Origin of the sequence: Tistlia sp. (assembly GCF_040905785.1) — a bacterium.
GTDB lineage: Bacteria > Pseudomonadota > Alphaproteobacteria > Kiloniellales > DSM-21159 > Tistlia.
In genome coordinates, this window is the sequence record NZ_JBBDQW010000005.1 from 166,750 (window position 1) to 181,217 (window position 14,468).

The 14,468-nt window shown below is 68.9% G+C and carries 13 protein-coding genes; 6 read left to right on the top strand and 7 right to left on the bottom strand.

What is annotated here, in order from left to right; translation table 11 throughout:
• Positions 1 to 60: 60 nt before the first annotated feature.
• Both WD341_RS01240 and WD341_RS01245 read left to right on the top strand, forming a co-directional pair.
• Complete coding sequence (locus tag WD341_RS01240; protein ID WP_368423583.1) at positions 61 to 2,358, top strand: adenosylcobalamin-dependent ribonucleoside-diphosphate reductase; 2,298 nt, start codon at positions 61 to 63, stop codon at positions 2,356 to 2,358.
• 25 nt (positions 2,359 to 2,383) lie between these two features.
• A complete protein-coding gene (locus WD341_RS01245; protein ID WP_368423584.1) occupies positions 2,384 to 2,596 on the top strand; it encodes a hypothetical protein in 213 nt (70 codons plus the stop codon).
• 29 nt (positions 2,597 to 2,625) lie between these two features.
• Here the strand turns inward: WD341_RS01245 and WD341_RS01250 are convergent, their stop codons facing one another.
• On the bottom strand, positions 2,626 to 4,002 hold the full coding sequence (locus WD341_RS01250; RefSeq protein ID WP_368423585.1) for an MgtC/SapB family protein: 1,377 nt from the start codon (positions 4,000 to 4,002) through the stop codon (positions 2,626 to 2,628).
• Between the two features lie 28 nt (positions 4,003 to 4,030).
• Positions 4,031 to 4,651 (bottom strand): gamma-glutamylcyclotransferase, encoded by a 621-nt coding sequence (locus WD341_RS01255; protein WP_368423586.1) that lies wholly within the window; start codon positions 4,649 to 4,651, stop codon positions 4,031 to 4,033.
• 115 nt (positions 4,652 to 4,766) lie between these two features.
• Between WD341_RS01255 and WD341_RS01260 the strand changes: the two genes are divergently transcribed.
• The 4 genes from WD341_RS01260 to WD341_RS01275 all read left to right on the top strand — a co-directional run bounded on the left by WD341_RS01260 (position 4,767) and on the right by WD341_RS01275 (position 9,045).
• Positions 4,767 to 4,985 (top strand): hypothetical protein, encoded by a 219-nt coding sequence (locus tag WD341_RS01260; RefSeq protein ID WP_368423587.1) that lies wholly within the window; start codon positions 4,767 to 4,769, stop codon positions 4,983 to 4,985.
• Positions 4,986 to 5,027: 42 nt separating this feature from the next.
• Positions 5,028 to 7,283, top strand: coding sequence for an AAA family ATPase (locus WD341_RS01265; RefSeq protein WP_368423588.1), 2,256 nt, complete (start codon positions 5,028 to 5,030; stop codon positions 7,281 to 7,283).
• Positions 7,280 to 8,431, top strand: coding sequence for a 5-methylcytosine-specific restriction endonuclease system specificity protein McrC (locus WD341_RS01270; protein ID WP_368423589.1), 1,152 nt, complete (start codon positions 7,280 to 7,282; stop codon positions 8,429 to 8,431). Before WD341_RS01265 ends, WD341_RS01270 begins: the two co-directional genes overlap by 4 nt.
• Before the next feature lie 191 nt (positions 8,432 to 8,622).
• Complete coding sequence (locus tag WD341_RS01275; RefSeq protein WP_368423590.1) at positions 8,623 to 9,045, top strand: hypothetical protein; 423 nt, start codon at positions 8,623 to 8,625, stop codon at positions 9,043 to 9,045.
• A 47-nt stretch (positions 9,046 to 9,092) separates the two neighbouring features.
• Here the strand turns inward: WD341_RS01275 and WD341_RS01280 are convergent, their stop codons facing one another.
• The 5 genes from WD341_RS01280 to WD341_RS01300 form a co-directional block, all read right to left on the bottom strand.
• Entirely contained in the window at positions 9,093 to 9,947 is an 855-nt protein-coding gene (locus tag WD341_RS01280; RefSeq protein WP_368423591.1) for an SUMF1/EgtB/PvdO family nonheme iron enzyme, read from the bottom strand.
• Positions 9,948 to 10,010: 63 nt separating this feature from the next.
• Complete coding sequence (nirK, locus tag WD341_RS01285; protein ID WP_368423592.1) at positions 10,011 to 11,129, bottom strand: copper-containing nitrite reductase; 1,119 nt, start codon at positions 11,127 to 11,129, stop codon at positions 10,011 to 10,013.
• A gap of 115 nt (positions 11,130 to 11,244) precedes the next feature.
• Positions 11,245 to 12,210: a prephenate/arogenate dehydrogenase family protein gene (locus WD341_RS01290; RefSeq protein ID WP_368423593.1), complete on the bottom strand. Its 966-nt coding sequence runs from the start codon at positions 12,208 to 12,210 to the stop codon at positions 11,245 to 11,247.
• On the bottom strand, positions 12,207 to 13,277 hold the full coding sequence (gene hisC / locus WD341_RS01295) for a histidinol-phosphate transaminase (protein ID WP_368423594.1): 1,071 nt from the start codon (positions 13,275 to 13,277) through the stop codon (positions 12,207 to 12,209). The genes WD341_RS01290 and hisC overlap by 4 nt, the downstream gene beginning before the upstream one ends.
• The gene (locus tag WD341_RS01300) at positions 13,274 to 14,167 is read right to left on the bottom strand and encodes a chorismate mutase (RefSeq protein ID WP_368423595.1); all 894 of its coding nucleotides are present in this window, start codon (positions 14,165 to 14,167) and stop codon (positions 13,274 to 13,276) included. Before WD341_RS01300 ends, hisC begins: the two co-directional genes overlap by 4 nt.
• Positions 14,168 to 14,468: the final 301 nt, after the last annotated feature.

Here is a 14,468-nt window from a genome sequence, read left to right on the forward strand (position 1 = left end):
TCCTGCCGGCCGCGACCCTACCTTTGCGGTCCTTCAGGCAAGCCGGAGCGCGCTCTCCCGATGGCGCTTTCGTCGATCTCCCAGAAGATCTGGCACGACAAATACCGGTTGAAGGACGCCGAGGGCGCGCCGCTCGAGGACAGCGTCGAGGACAGCTGGCGGCGGGTCGCCCGGGCGCTGGCCGCCGTCGAGCGCGCGCCCGACCTCTGGGAAGGGCGCTTCTACGAGGCCCTGGAGGGCTTCCGCTTCCTGCCCGCCGGGCGGATCCTGGCCGGCGCCGGCACCGAGCGCAACGTGACGCTGTTCAACTGCTTCGTCATGGGCACGATCCCCGACGACATGGGCGGGATCTTCGCCCAGCTGCGCGAGGCGGCGCTGACCCTGCAGCAGGGCGGCGGCATCGGCTACGACTTCTCGACCCTGCGGCCGCGCGGCGCGCCGGTCGCCGGCGTCGGCGCCGACGCCTCGGGCCCGCTGTCCTTCATGGACGTCTGGGACGCCATGTGCGCCACCGTGATGTCGGCCGGCAACCGGCGCGGCGCCATGATGGCGACCCTGCGCTGCGACCATCCCGACATCGAGGCCTTCGTCGAGGCCAAGCGAACCCCGGGCCGGCTGACCAACTTCAACCTCTCGGTGCTGGTCACCGACGGCTTCATGACGGCGCTGCGCGAGGACGCCGACTGGCCGCTGGTGTTCGGCGGCAGGACCTTCCGGACCATGAAGGCGCGGGCGCTCTGGGAGCGCATCATGGCGGCGACCTACGAGGCCTCCGAGCCGGGCGTCATCTTCATCGACCGCATCAACCAGCGCAACAACCTGCACTACTGCGAGACGATCGGCTCGACCAATCCCTGCGGCGAGCAGCCGCTGCCGCCCTACGGCGCCTGCCTGCTCGGCTCGATCAACCTGGCGGCCCTGGTCGAGCGGCCCTTCGAAGCCGATGCCGACCTCGACCTCGAGGCGCTGGCCGAGCTGACCGCCACCGCCGTGCGCCTGCTCGACAACGCCATCGACGCCTCGCGCTTCCCGCTCGAGGCGCAGAAGGCGGAGGCGCTGGCCAAGCGGCGCATCGGCCTCGGCATCACCGGGCTCGCCGACGCCCTGATCCTCTGCGGCCTGCGCTACGGCAGCCAGGAGGCGGTCGAGCGCAGCGAGCGCTGGCTGGGCGCCTTGCGCCGTGCCGCCTACCTGGCCTCGAGCGAGCTGGCCGCCGAGAAGGGCAGCTTCCCGCTGTTCGACCGCGAGGCCTTCCTGGCCGGCGAGACCGTCGGCGAGCTCGAGCCAGAGGTGCGCGAGGCGATCGCCCGCTACGGCATTCGCAATGGCCTGGTCACCTCGGTCGCGCCGACCGGGACGATCTCGCTGCTTGCCGACAACGTCTCCTCGGGCCTGGAGCCGGTCTTCGCCTTCGAGTACACGCGCCGGGTCCGCCAGGCCGACGGCGAGCGGCCGGCCGAGAAGGTCGTCGACCACGCCTACCGCCTGTTCCGCGAGCGCTTCGGCGCCGAGGCGGCGCCGGGGCCGGCCTTCGTCGACGCCCAGTCGCTGGAGCCGGCGGCGCACCTGGTCATGCAGGCGACGGTGCAGCGCTTCATCGACTCCTCGGTCTCCAAGACCATCAACCTGCCGGCCGACATCGGCTTCGAGGCCTTCAAGGACGTCTACCGCAGCGCCTACGAGCTCGGCTGCAAGGGCTGCACGACCTACCGGCCGAACGCGCTGCGCGGCGCCGTGCTGGAGGTCGAGGACAAGGCCGCCGCCGCCGCGCCCGCGGAGGGCGGCGTCGTCCACCTGACGGAGCCGCTGGCCCGGCCCGAGGCCCTGCCCGGTCGGACCTACAAGCTGACCTGGCCGGAGAGCGACCACGCCATCTACATCACGCTCAACGACATCGTGCAGGACGGGCGGCGCAGGCCCTTCGAGGTCTTCATCAACTCCAAGAACATGGAGCACTACGCCTGGACCGTGGCCCTGACCCGGATGATCTCGGCGGTATTCCGGCGCGGCGGCGACGTCTCCTTCGTCGTCGAGGAGCTGAAGGCGGTCTTCGATCCGCGCGGCGGCGCCTGGCTGGGCGGTCGCTACGTGCCCTCGCTGCTCGCCGCGATCGGCGGCGTCATCGAGCGGCATCTGGTCGACATCGGCTTCCTGGCGCCGCCGGAGGCCGCCTCCCTGGCCGAGCAGGTGCGGCGCGTCGCGGCCGGCGACGACCAGCCGCCGCCCGAGGAGGGCGCGAGCCCCGGCGGCGGGCGGGGCCGCGTCGCCCGGCAGTGCCCCAAGTGCGGCAGCGCCGCGCTGATCCGCCAGGAGGGCTGCGACCTCTGCACCGGCTGCGGCTACTCGAAGTGCTCGTGAGCGCCCCGTGCCCCGTGAGCGCCCCGTGAGCCGCCGCCTCTGCCGCCAGTGCGGCGCCGCGCTCGGCATCGACGACGACCGCTGCCAGGCCTGCGGCGCCGCCAATCCCGTGCCGCTGCCCTGGTACACGCCCTTCCTGGGTTTGGCGATCATCGTCCTGCTGGTGCTGCTGCTGGTCGACTTCGGCGACGTCTCGCGGCTGGTCGAGTCCGGCTGGGTCGCGCTCCACGGCGGCTGAAGGGCGGCCGCCAACCGGCGAAGGCGGTCTCAAGCGGGGACGAACAACCTCTGCCCCAGCATCGCCGCGGCGCCGGCCAGCAGGGCGCCGCCGAGGCCGCCGGCGAGCCAGGACCAGAGCCGGCCGCGGCTCAGCGCCATGCCCAGCGCGCCCTTGACCGCGGTGTTGACCCCCGCGGCCAGCAGGATCGCACCGCCGGCCAGCGCCGGGAGCGCCGCCCCGTCGGCGACCAGGGCCGAGAACGACAGCGTCACGGCGTCGACGTCGGCGAGGCCGGAGACGGCGGCGATCAGGTAGAGCGCCTCGTTGCCGACCCAGCGGCGCAGCGCCTCGGTGCCGAGCAGGATCGCCGCGAGCAGCAGGCCGAACTTGAGCGCCGTGCCGAGCTCCAGGGGATTCTCGGCCTCGAGCCTGACCGCGGCTTCCTCGCGCGCAGGTTCCTGCGGCGCAGGCTTCTCCGGCGCGCTCCCTCCGCCGGCCGCCGCCCAGAGCGCGACCGCGGCCGCCGCCAGCCCGGCGGCGAGCAAGGGTGCCGCCAGCAGCGGCAGCAGCGCGGGCGCGATCAGGCCCGAGACCAGCAGCATGCGCGGGAACATGACGGCGCAGGACAGCAGGATCCCGGCGGCCAGCAGGCGCGGCGGCGCCAGCCCCTCGGGCTTGGCAGAGGCCGCCCGGCGCGCCAGGGCGACCGTCGTCGCGGTCGAGGAGGCAAGGCCGCCCAGCAGGCCGGTGAGCAGCAGGCCCCGACGCGGCCCGGCCAGGCGGATCGCGAAGTAGCCGATCGAGGACAGGCCGGCGACCAGCACGACCATCCACCAGATCCGGTAGGGATTGAGGGCCTGCCAGGGCCCCAGGCCACGGTCCGGCAGCACCGGCAGCAGCACCAGCGAGATCAGCAGCAGCTGGAGCACGGCCAGCAGCTCGCGCCGCTCGAGGCGCCCGACCAGCCGGTGCAGCTGCGGCTTGGTGCCGAGCAGCAGGGCGACGATGACCGCCCCGGCGCCGGCGACCGCCAGCTCGCCTGCCCCGGCGGCGGCGCCGAGTCCGAAGGTGACCAGGGCGGCGACCGCGCTGGTCGCCGAAAGGTCGCGGCTGGCTGCGGTGGCGCGCCAGTAGCCGGCCGCGAGCACCAGCCCGAGGGCAAGGAAGGCCGCGGCCAGCACCGGCAATCCCTGGCCCGGCGCCTCGGCCTGGCCGAGCAGGCTGGCCAGGCCGCCGAGCAGGCCGATCAGCCCGAAGGTGCGCAGGCCGGCGACGCGCGCGCCCTCGGCCAGGGCCCGCGCGCGCCAGCCGCGCTCCAGGCCGATCAGCAGGCCGGCGGCGAGCGCCGCGGCCAGGCGCTCCAGAAGGGCGAGGTCGTCGAGCGGCATCGGCGCAGAGTGACCGGCGGCGGCGGTCCTGCGCAAGCGACCTCGCCGCCTGCCGGCTCCGGCGTCAAGTCGGCGGGCAGTGCCGGTCGACCAGGCGGATCAGCTGGGACAAGGAGCGGTCGACGATGCCGAGGGCGCGCAGGTGCCGGTCGGTCTCGACCAGGTACTCGCTGCAGGGCCCCCGGTTGCCGCGGCCCTGGACGATCATGCGGGCGACCCAGTCGGCAGGCATCTTGCCGGTGTACTGGGGATGGCGCGGGTCGACCACGAACCCGAGCGCCGAGACCGGCCCCTCGGGCGTCCGGGTGGTGAGCCAGCGCGGCTCGTAGACCCCGGTCACCATCTCGCGCTCCCATAGATAGTCCATCACCGTGCCGGCCTCGGCGGCCGGCGCCTGGAAGATCATGCCGTGGCAGGCGCCGCCGCGGTCGAGCCCGAGCACCAGGCCCGGACGCTCCGGCGTGCCGCGGTAGCGATGCGAATAGACGCAGAAGCGCCGGTGAAAGCCGTGCAGCAGGGCCTGGCGCACCGCCAGATGGGGGAAGCCCGGGTTCCACATCAGGCTGCCGTAGCCGAACACCCAGAAGTCCCGGCCCGCGGGCAGCTCGGGCCGGGGCCGCGTCGCGCCGTAAGCGCGCAGCGCGTCGTAGTCGAGGGAGCGGACCGCGGGAGGACTGCCGTGCATGCTGGTCACATGGTAGCGCCGGGGCGACCGTGCGGCAAAGGCGGCATCGCTCCCGCGGTTTCGGCAGGGGCAGGCTCGGCGCTATGCTTGGGGCGTAGGCTGCCGGAGGCAGACGATGGACAGGAACCACTACGTCGCCGCGAACCGCGCGGCCTGGGACCGCTCGGCGCCCCTGCATCGCGACGGCGGCGCCTGGCAGCAGCTGGCCGAGGGCTTCGCCCGCCCCGGCTTCTCCTGCCTGCACCCGCTTACCACGGAGCTGCTCGAGCAGGCGGGCGTGGCCGGCAAGAACGCGACGGTCGAGGCAGAGAGGTCGCCTATGGTAAGTCGATGATCAGACTAGGCGCTTTCAGAAAGTCTCTTTAGAGTTAGGGCCATGACCGAGCAACTCGACCTGAACACGACCTATAAGGCGATCCTTGAGGCGGCGCGCACCCGCCAATTCATAAGCTATGGCGACCTTGCCAAGGTTAACGGTGCCGCATGGCGAAAAGTCCGCCGCGCCATGAACCATCACCTCGGCGACCTCGTCGAAATCGCTGCGAAGCGCGACTGGCCGATGCCGAGCGCCATTGTTGTCAACAAGAGTAACGTCGGAAGCGGCCTGCTGGAAGGCGAGGCGCGCGACGGCTTTATCAACGCCGCAAAGAGCTTTGGCTTCGATGTAATCGATCCAGCCGCATTCGTTCGCGAGCAACAAGATGCTCTGTTTGCCTGGGCGCCTACTGCACCGAATGAACTGGAGCTAACGTCCGAGGAGCTCGCCAAGTTCCAGAAGTCCAACGGCTCTGGATCAACGGGCCGCAAGGACGGCCCTCATTTCGTTCGCCTGTTCGGCCCGCTTCTCGACGCAATGCGGGGACTCGGCGACGCCGCCGAGCCCAAACAAATCTTTGCGGCTCTTGTCAAGAATCCACTTGTCACTGAGGAAGACCTAAAGGCGAAAAACAAGAATGGGTTGTCAAAGTACGAGAACCAAGTCGGTTGGGCAAAATTTTACCTCGCCAAGGCTGGGTTGATCGAGAGCAAGAGGCGCGGTACCTGGCACCTGACCTCCGAGGGACGGGAAACGCATCTCGACTATGATGCTGCACTTGCGCTTTTTCGGGATATTCGCGCCCGTTACAGAATTGTTAATGATGATGGCATCGGTAACGTGGCAGCTCCTTCTGATCAAGGTACCGGCGATATTTTCGATGATCCGAACCGTCGTTTCTGGTTTGTCGGCGCGGTTTGGGGCGGTACCGATGATCAGATGGAACGGTTCCTCCGTGAAGGCATCTGGCAGAACGGCTACCAGGACAAGTATATCGAACACGTCGGCCGTATGCGGCCGGGCGATCGGATCGCGATCAAAGCTGCGCTCGTCAAGAAGTATGGTCTCCCTTTCGAGAACCAGGATAAGCCTGTCTCGTGCATGCGGATTAAGGCGATCGGCACGATCACCGAGAACCTGAATGATGGCAGGACGGTCAAGGTCGATTGGAAGCCGCTGGACGAGCCAAGGGACTGGTATTTCTATACATACCGCGTAACCCTTGTTGAGGCGGACGCCTCGGATGAGCTCGCGCGCCGGCTAATCCAGTTCACCTTCAACGACCATAAACAGGACTATGAATTTTGGCTGCGCCAGTCTTATTGGGCGAAGCGCTACCGCAATCGCGCGCCAACGTTCACTGATATCGAGTTTGAGAACGAGGAAGCTGATGCCGACATTGAGAGGGCGGAGATCACGCCTTACGCCATCGGCGACATCCTGAACGACGGATGCTTTCTATCTAAGGAGGCACTAGCCTCCGCCCTTTCCCATCTTAGCGTCAAGAAGAATCTCATCCTTCAGGGACCGCCCGGCACTGGGAAGACCTGGCTTGCCAAGCGGCTCGGTTATGCTCTAATCGGTACCAAAGATCGCGCGATCACCCGCAAGCGGATGCGTTCGATCCAATTCCACCCTTCGCTGTCCTATGAGGATTTTGTGCGCGGTTGGCGCCCCGATGGCAACGGCGATCTCTCTCTGATCGACGGCGTCTTTCTTGAGTCCGTTGAGACGGCACGGGCAGAGCCAGACGGTCCGTTTGTCGTTATTGTAGAGGAAATCAATCGGGGCAACCCCGCCCAAATCTTCGGTGAAATGCTGACATTGCTCGAAAAGGATAAACGCAGTGAAGCTGATGCGATAGAACTTGCCTATCGGCGAGAACCGGGTGAGCGCGTCTTCATTCCGAGCAACCTCTATGTGATCGGCACAATGAACATCGCCGACCGATCGCTCGCCCTCGTCGATCTGGCGCTGCGTCGCCGCTTTGCCTTCGTCACCCTTGAAACCGCGCTCAATGAGAGCTGGCGTCTTTGGTGCAAGAATAAATCCGGCATTGACGGGCAGACTCTTGACCGAATTCAACAACTAGTGGCGGAGCTCAATGACGAGATCGCAGCCGACCGTTCCCTCGGCGCGCAGTTCAGGATTGGCCACAGCTATGTAACTCCCGCACCCGGTGAGGTGATTGGCGACGCAAGAACTTGGTTCCGTGGGATCGTAGAGACAGAGATCGCACCGCTCCTTGAAGAATACTGGTTCGATAACCTCGATCAGGCCGCCAAATCGAAGGCGCGACTCCTCAAGGGCCTATGAGCTCTGTACTGGAATCCGAGGAAGAAAGTGCGGCGGCCGCGCAACTCGCCTACGATAGCATTCCGGTCCGGAATGTCTGGTTCCTCTTCCTCTACGCATACGACCTAGCGCGGTTTCAGGGACGGTTTGCGGCCGAGATCGAGGAGTCGCCAGACTTCAAGTCTCTGATTGCGCGCCTTCTGTGTCATGCCGTTGAAACCCGCCTGCGCCGGAACCTGAGCTTCGGCTACCGGCACCGCGAGGAGACCCTCAAGCGCGTGCGCGGGCGGATCGACATCCTCCAGACCGAGTCCCGTAATCTATTCCGCCGTGGCGAGATCGCTTGCCGCTTCGAGGAGCTGACTATCGACACGCCTCGCAACCGACTCGTGCGGGCAGCTCTGACGGTGTTGGGTGGACGGATTCATGATTCAGCGCTCGCGCACAGAACCAGCATGCTCTCTGGGGCGCTTGGCCGTGTCGGTGTTAGCGGCGCGATGCCCTCACGCGCCGAAATGGCATCTGATGAGATTGGGCGGCACGAAGCCCAGGACAGCCTGATGGTTTCGCTAGCTCGCGCGGTCTTTGACCTTGTGTTGCCGTCCGAGAGAAAAGGTTTCCGTTCCCTACTTAGGGCGCAGCGTGGCGAAACGGAGTTCCGCAAGCTTTTCGAACGCGCCATTGCCAACTTCTTCGCGGCCGAACTGCCGCGCGAGGAAGGTTGGCGCGTCTATCCTGGCAAGCACTTTAACTGGCCTATCGGCGCCGCCTCTCCCGGCATTCAGATTCACCTGCCGATGATGGTGACGGACATCATCGTTGAGAACGAACAGGTAGGGCGGCGGATCATCATCGACACGAAATTTACGAAAATATTGACGCGTTCGCAGTTCGGCGACAGTCAGCGTTTCAAGACAGGCCACATATACCAGCTCTACTCCTATCTTCGCAGTCAGGAACGTGAGAGTGACCCTCGCTCCCTCATATCGGAGGGGATACTACTTTATCCAGCGATCGGTTTTGATATGGACGAGGTGGCAGAGCTGCAAGGGCATCTTGTGCGGTTCGTGACGATCGATCTCGCCCTGCCGAGCGCCGAGGTGGTCGCGAGGCTACGACAATTGCTACTACTTACTGGGCTCAGCGCAACGATGCCAGAACGTGCGTAAGCCAATTGGGGTGAGTCGACGACTTTGCTGGGAATGATGCGTATCCATTGGCTCCGCTTCGCTGGATGAAAGGCTCGGACTCTGCCACTGCATCTACAGAGAACTGCACGAGCAGTTCCGAACTGTGTATAGAATGACAATCCGGCGACGTCTACGGGATCGAGGGCGCCCACGATGCCGCCTTCGAGGTCGTGCTGGTGACCATCGGCGTGCTCGGCTGGATGCCGGAGCTGCCGGACTTCTTCGCGGTCGCCGCCCGCCTGCTCAGGCCCGGCGGAGTGCTGCTCTTGCACGAGCAGCACCCCTTCACGAACATGCTCGAGCCCAGGGCCGAGCGGCCCTTCGAGCCGCAGCATTCCTACTTCCGCAGCGCGCCCTTCGCCGAGAGCGCGGCGATCGTCTATGACGGCGGCGCCACTCTGCCGGTGCCGACGCACTACTGGTTCGTCCACACCCTGTCCGACGTGGTCATGGGGGCGCTCGGCGCCGGTCTCAACCTGGAGAGCCTGCGCGAGTATCCTGAAAACATCTCCTCCGCCGAATGGGACCTCTACGAGACGCGCGAGGGCCTCGAGCTGCCGCTCAGCTACACCCTGGTGGCGCGCAAGTCCTAGCGAGACATGGCGCCAGGCCAATCGACGGTCAGGAGATCTACGGCGACTCAGGCGCCGAGCCGGGCGCGCAGGCGACCGAGGGGCCCGGACGCTTCGCGGACCAGGCGCAGGCCGAGGTTGGCCGGCGGCACCCCGACCGAGCAGGCACCCGCCTTGGGATCGCGGATGAAGTCGGTCATGTAGGCGCGGTGCCGGCCCTGGGCGATGCGGACGCCGCAGTTCTCGTGGGCGCTCACGGCCCCGGTCTCGGGATCGCTGCGAAAGCGCACGAAGCAGGTGCTGGTCCACTCCCAGACGTTGCCGGCGAGGTCGAGCAGGCCGTGCTCGTTGCGCCCGAAGCCGCCGACCGGCCGCGGCCGCGATTCGAGGGGCTCTCGGTCGGCGGCCATGGCCTCGTAGGAGGCGAGCCAGCGCTTGGCGGGATCGGCGGGATCGCTCACCTCGGTGTAGACGTCGTCGCGGTAGCGCGAGCCGGCCGCCAGCGCCCACTCGCGGTCGCTCGGCAGCCGGTAGGACCGCCCGGTCTCCCGGGACAGCCAGGCCGCATAATCCGCCGCGTCGAGCCACGAGACGCCGACCAGCGGCAGCTCCGGCTCGCCCGGCCCGGCGAGCGGCCGGCAGGCCGCCGCGGCGACGCAGGCCTGGTACTCGCCGCGGGTCACCTGGCGCTGCATGATTTCGAAGGGCCGCTCCGCCGCGATCCCGACGAGCGGCCCGTTGACCGGCGTGCCACCCGACCGGAACTCGCCGGGCGAGCGGTACTCGACGCGCGCCGCCTCGATCCGCACCAGGGGCGGCTCCTCCGCCGCCCCGGGCCGGCCCGGCAGGAAGGCGTAGCCCTGGAACAGGACCAGAAGGCCGAGCCCGGCAAGGCCGCTCGCGACGACGCTCTTGGGACGCATGTCCGAAACCTCCGGGCCCGCCCTCGGTGGAGGGCGGGCCGCGCGCTTACCGGGACTGCCGGCTCACTGCACCAGGATCGGCGAGGGCGCCGCCACCTGGGTCATCAGGTCCTCGTTCCACTCGCCCTCGACCTTGACGTGGGCGGTGGCGCCGAGCTCGGCGGCCTCGATGAGGTTGTGGTTGACGTAGGCGTAGATGCCCGGCTGCAGGAAGGTGTAGATCGCCGCCGCCGCGCTGCCGCCCCGCACGAACCAGGTCTCCAGGTCCTGCTCCGGCGGATTGGCGAACTTGCCGGTCTCCCAGACCCAGTCGCCGTGGCCGCCGATCAGGTGCGGGCGGGTGTCGCGGTTGGCGCTGGAGTGGATGAACAGCACCGTCTCCCCCACCTTCGAGGTCAGGGCGTTCTCGCCGGTCAGGGCGCCCTTCCTGCCGTTGAAGACGACGTGGCTGGGGATCAGCCCGCGCATGGCGTCCATGGTGTCGGCGTAGGAGTCGCCGAGGCTCTCGAAGGTCATGTAGGCGCCGTCCGGCCCCTTCGGGATGTAGAGGTCGAACTCGCCGATCGTGTAGACGCGGTCGTAGCGAAGCGGAGTCCCCTTGGCATCCTTCAGGCCGTCGCGCGGCAGCACCATTAGCGTGCCGCTCATGCCGCTGACGACATGCCAGGGCACCATGCCCTCGGGCGCGCAGTGGTAGACGAAGACGCCGGAGCGCGTCGCCTTGAAGCGCAGGGTGACCTGCTCGCCGGGGCTGACGAAGGTCAGCTGGGCGCCCCCGAGCGCACCGGTCGCCGCATGGAAGTCGATGTTGTGCGGCATCGAGTTGGTCTGGGGGTTGACCAGGGTCAGCTGCACGTAGTCACCCTCGTGGACGACCATGGTCGGACCCGGCATCGAGCCGTCGAAGGTCATGGCCTGGAAGGTCGTGCCCTCGTCGTCGACGACCACTGCCTTCTCCTCGATGGTCATCGTGAACTCGACGACCTTGGGCGCGCCCACGGCGACCTGCTCGTGGGCCATCACCCCCGGTGGCGGCACCAGCGTCGCCCGGACGCGCTCGAGGCCCTCGGCCGGCTCGGCCGTCTGCAAGGCATTGGCCGGGGTCGCCGCGACCAGGGAAGCCATGGCGGCGCCGAGCGGGGCGATAGCGGCGCCGATCAGGGCGGTGCGACGGGTGATCATCACTGCATCCTCCTCAGGTTGATGAGAAGGAACTAAGCACGACCGTGGCAGGATCACTTGTTGCGGCGCAAATGAGCGCGTCGCCGTCGAGGATTGCGACCTCGGACTGCCGGCGTCAGTCCTCGCCCTCGTCCTTCTTCGCCTCGCGGGCGTCGAAGGTGCCGGCCTGGCCGAGCTGGATCACGCCGCGGCGGATCTCGCGGGTGCGCTGGAACAGGTCCTCCAGTGCCTCGCCCTCGCCCCAGCGGATCGCCCGCTGCAGGCGCGACAGGTCCTCGCCGAAGCGCTGCAGGATCTCCAGCACGGCCTCGCGGTTGTTGAGGAAGATGTCGCGCCACATCACCGGGTCGGAGCCGGCGATGCGGGTGAAGTCGCGGAAGCCGCCGGCGGCGAACTTGACGACCTCGCCACGCTCGCTCTCGGCGAGGTCGAAGGCGGTGCCGACGATGGTGTAGGAGATCAAGTGCGGCAGGTGGCTGGTCATCGCCAGTACCTTGTCGTGGTGCGCCGCCTCCATGGTCTCGACCCGGGCGCCGCAGCGCCGCCACAGCTCCGCGACCCGCTCGACAGCCGCGGCGTCGGTGCCCGGCGGCGGCGTCAGGACGCAGTAGCGCTCCTCGAAGAGGTCGGCGAAGCCGGCCCCCGGACCCGAATGCTCGGTGCCGGCGATCGGGTGGCCCGGCACGAAGTGCACGCCCTCGGGCAGCGCCGGCCCGACGTCGCGGATCACCGCCTGCTTGACCGAGCCGACGTCGCTGACGATGGCGCCGGGCTTCAGCGCCGGCGCGATCGCCTCGGCAACCGCCGCGTTGGCGCCGACCGGCACGCAGAGCACGACCAGGTCGGCATCGGCGACCGCCTCGGCCGGGTCGCCATGGACGCTGTCGGTCAGGCGCAGCCGCTCGACGACCTCGCGCGAGCCGGCGCTGCGCGCATAGCCGGCCAGCCGGCCGGCCAGGCCGTGGCGCCGGCAGGCCAGCGCCAGCGAGGAGCCGATCAGGCCGACGCCGAGGATGGCGATCTTGCCGAACATCGGGGCCTGCGGGGCCTCCGCCCGGGCGGGCTCGTCCGAACCGCTCATTGGCGGTAGCGTTCCAGCGCGTCGACGACGGCCTGCATCTCCTCGTCGGTGCCGAGGGTGATGCGCAGGTGCTCGGGCAGGCCGTAGGCGCCGACCGGGCGCACCAGCACGCCCTGGCTCTTCAGGAAGTCCGCCGCGCCCTGGGCGTCGCCGAAGCGCACCAGCACGAAGTTGCCGACGCTCGGCTCGGCGCGCAGGTTGAGCCGCTCGAGCTGGCGCACGAACCAAGCGTGGATGCGGGCGTTGTGGGCGCGGCTGCGCTCGACGTGGTGGGCGTCGCCGATCGCCGCGACGCCGGCGGCCAGCGCCGCGGCGCTGACGTTGAAGGGCCCGCGCACGCGATTGAGGACGTCGATCACGGCTTCCGGCCCGTAGGCCCAGCCCAGGCGCAGCGCCGCCAAGCCGTGAATCTTGGAGAAGGTCCGCAGCACGACGACGTTCGGGAAGCGCTCGACCAGGGACAGGCCGTCGTCGTAGTCGGAGGCCTCGACGTACTCGGCATAGGCCGCGTCGATGACCAGCAGCACCCGGGACGGCAGGCGCTCGGCGAGGCCGCGCAGCGTCTCGTAGGGCAGGTAGCTGCCGGTCGGATTGTTCGGGTTGGCCAGGAACAGCAGGCGGGTGCGCTCGGTGACGGCGCCGAGCAGGGCCTCGACGTCGGCGGTCAGGCTGCGCTCCGGCACGGTGACCGGGGTGGCACCGGCGCTGCGCGCCGAGATGCCGTACATCAGGAAGCCGTGGCGGCTGTAGAGCACCTCGTCGCCCGGACCGGCATAGGCGCGCACCAGCAAGGCGATCAGCTCGTCGGAGCCGGCACCGCAGACCAGCCGCTCGAAGTTCAGGCCGTAGCGCTCGGCGAGCGCCCGCCGCAGGGCCAGGGCGCCGCCGTCGGGGTAACGGTTGAGGTCGCCCGACAGGGCCCGGTAGGCCTCGACCGCCTTGGGGCTGGGGCCGAGCGGGTTCTCGTTGGCGGCCAGGCGGATCGCCGTGGCGCGGCCCTCGACCTTGGACTCGCCGCCGACGTAGGGCGCGATCTCGAGGATGCCGGGGCGCGGAACCAGGGTCACGGTAAACGGGCCTCCAGCTTGCTGGCGCTCTGCCAGTCGCAAAGATCGGCGTCCTCGAAGGGCACGGCATAGGCGCCGACCGCGGTCACCTGCACGACCCTGCTCTCGACCGCGCCGGCCAGGCGGGTCAGGCGCGCGTCGTCGGGCGCGACGAAGCCCTCGACCTCGATCAGGTAGAGCCAGCGGGTGTCGTCGTCGCGCCAGGCCGAGGTCTCGCGCTGGATCAGCTCGGCCTTGGCCAGCCAGTCGCGCAGGGCGCTGCGGCTGATCTGTTCCGCGGTCTCGAGGATCAGGTAGCTGCGGTCCTCGCCGCTGGCTTCCAGCGGCGACAGGGTGACGACCAGCGCCGCGGTGCCGTCGGCCGCGCTCGGTGCCGCGGCGACCGCGACCGGCAGGCGGGCGACGATGCGCGGCACGGCCTCGCCGTTGCGCCCGAGAAAGCGCCACCAGGGATCGGCCTCGCCGTCGCTGGGCAGCGGCAGCACGGCGATCGCCGCCTCGCCCTCGGCGACGGCATGGACCGCCCGCACCGGCGAGCCGAGGTCGGTGATCGGCGTCAGCACGCCGAACTGCTCGCGCGCCAGCTGGGCCAGCTTGGCGCCGCCGCCGACCGCGACCTTCAGGGAGATCTGCTGTGCCAGGGAGGCCGAGAATATCTCCCGCCAAAGACGCACCAGGACAGCCCGGGGCAGCGAGCCGCGGTGCCGCGCGACCAGCCGGCGCAGGACGGCGGCCTCGCGCGCCGGCCGCAGCGCCGAGGCGTTCGGTCCCTTGGTCATGCCGACCCGCCGCGACACCTCGGTGCGGCGGATCAGGAGCTCCTGGATCGCGTCATCGATCTCGTCGATTTCGCGACGCAGAGCGTCGAGCGTCGCCGGAGCCTGTGCCATGGTACCGCTGTTCGGGAGTCCGCCGGGGGGTTGAGGGCAGGGGCGTTAGGTGCCCCGCCGGCCAGGAACGGCCGGCCGCTAGTGATAGTCCGCGCGTCTCGCGAAATCAAAGGGATCGTAGCGGTGCCGCGGCAGGGCGCCCATCTCTGCTGTAACATTGACAGGCCGCGGCGGCGCCGCGCTTACTTGCCGCCCCCTTTTTCTCTCTGCTTCAGGAATGCCCGGCCCTGCCATGACCACTCAGGACGCCAGTCCCGGCCTCGCCGACCGGCCGCAGCCGGCCTCCGCCGAGTCGCGGCCG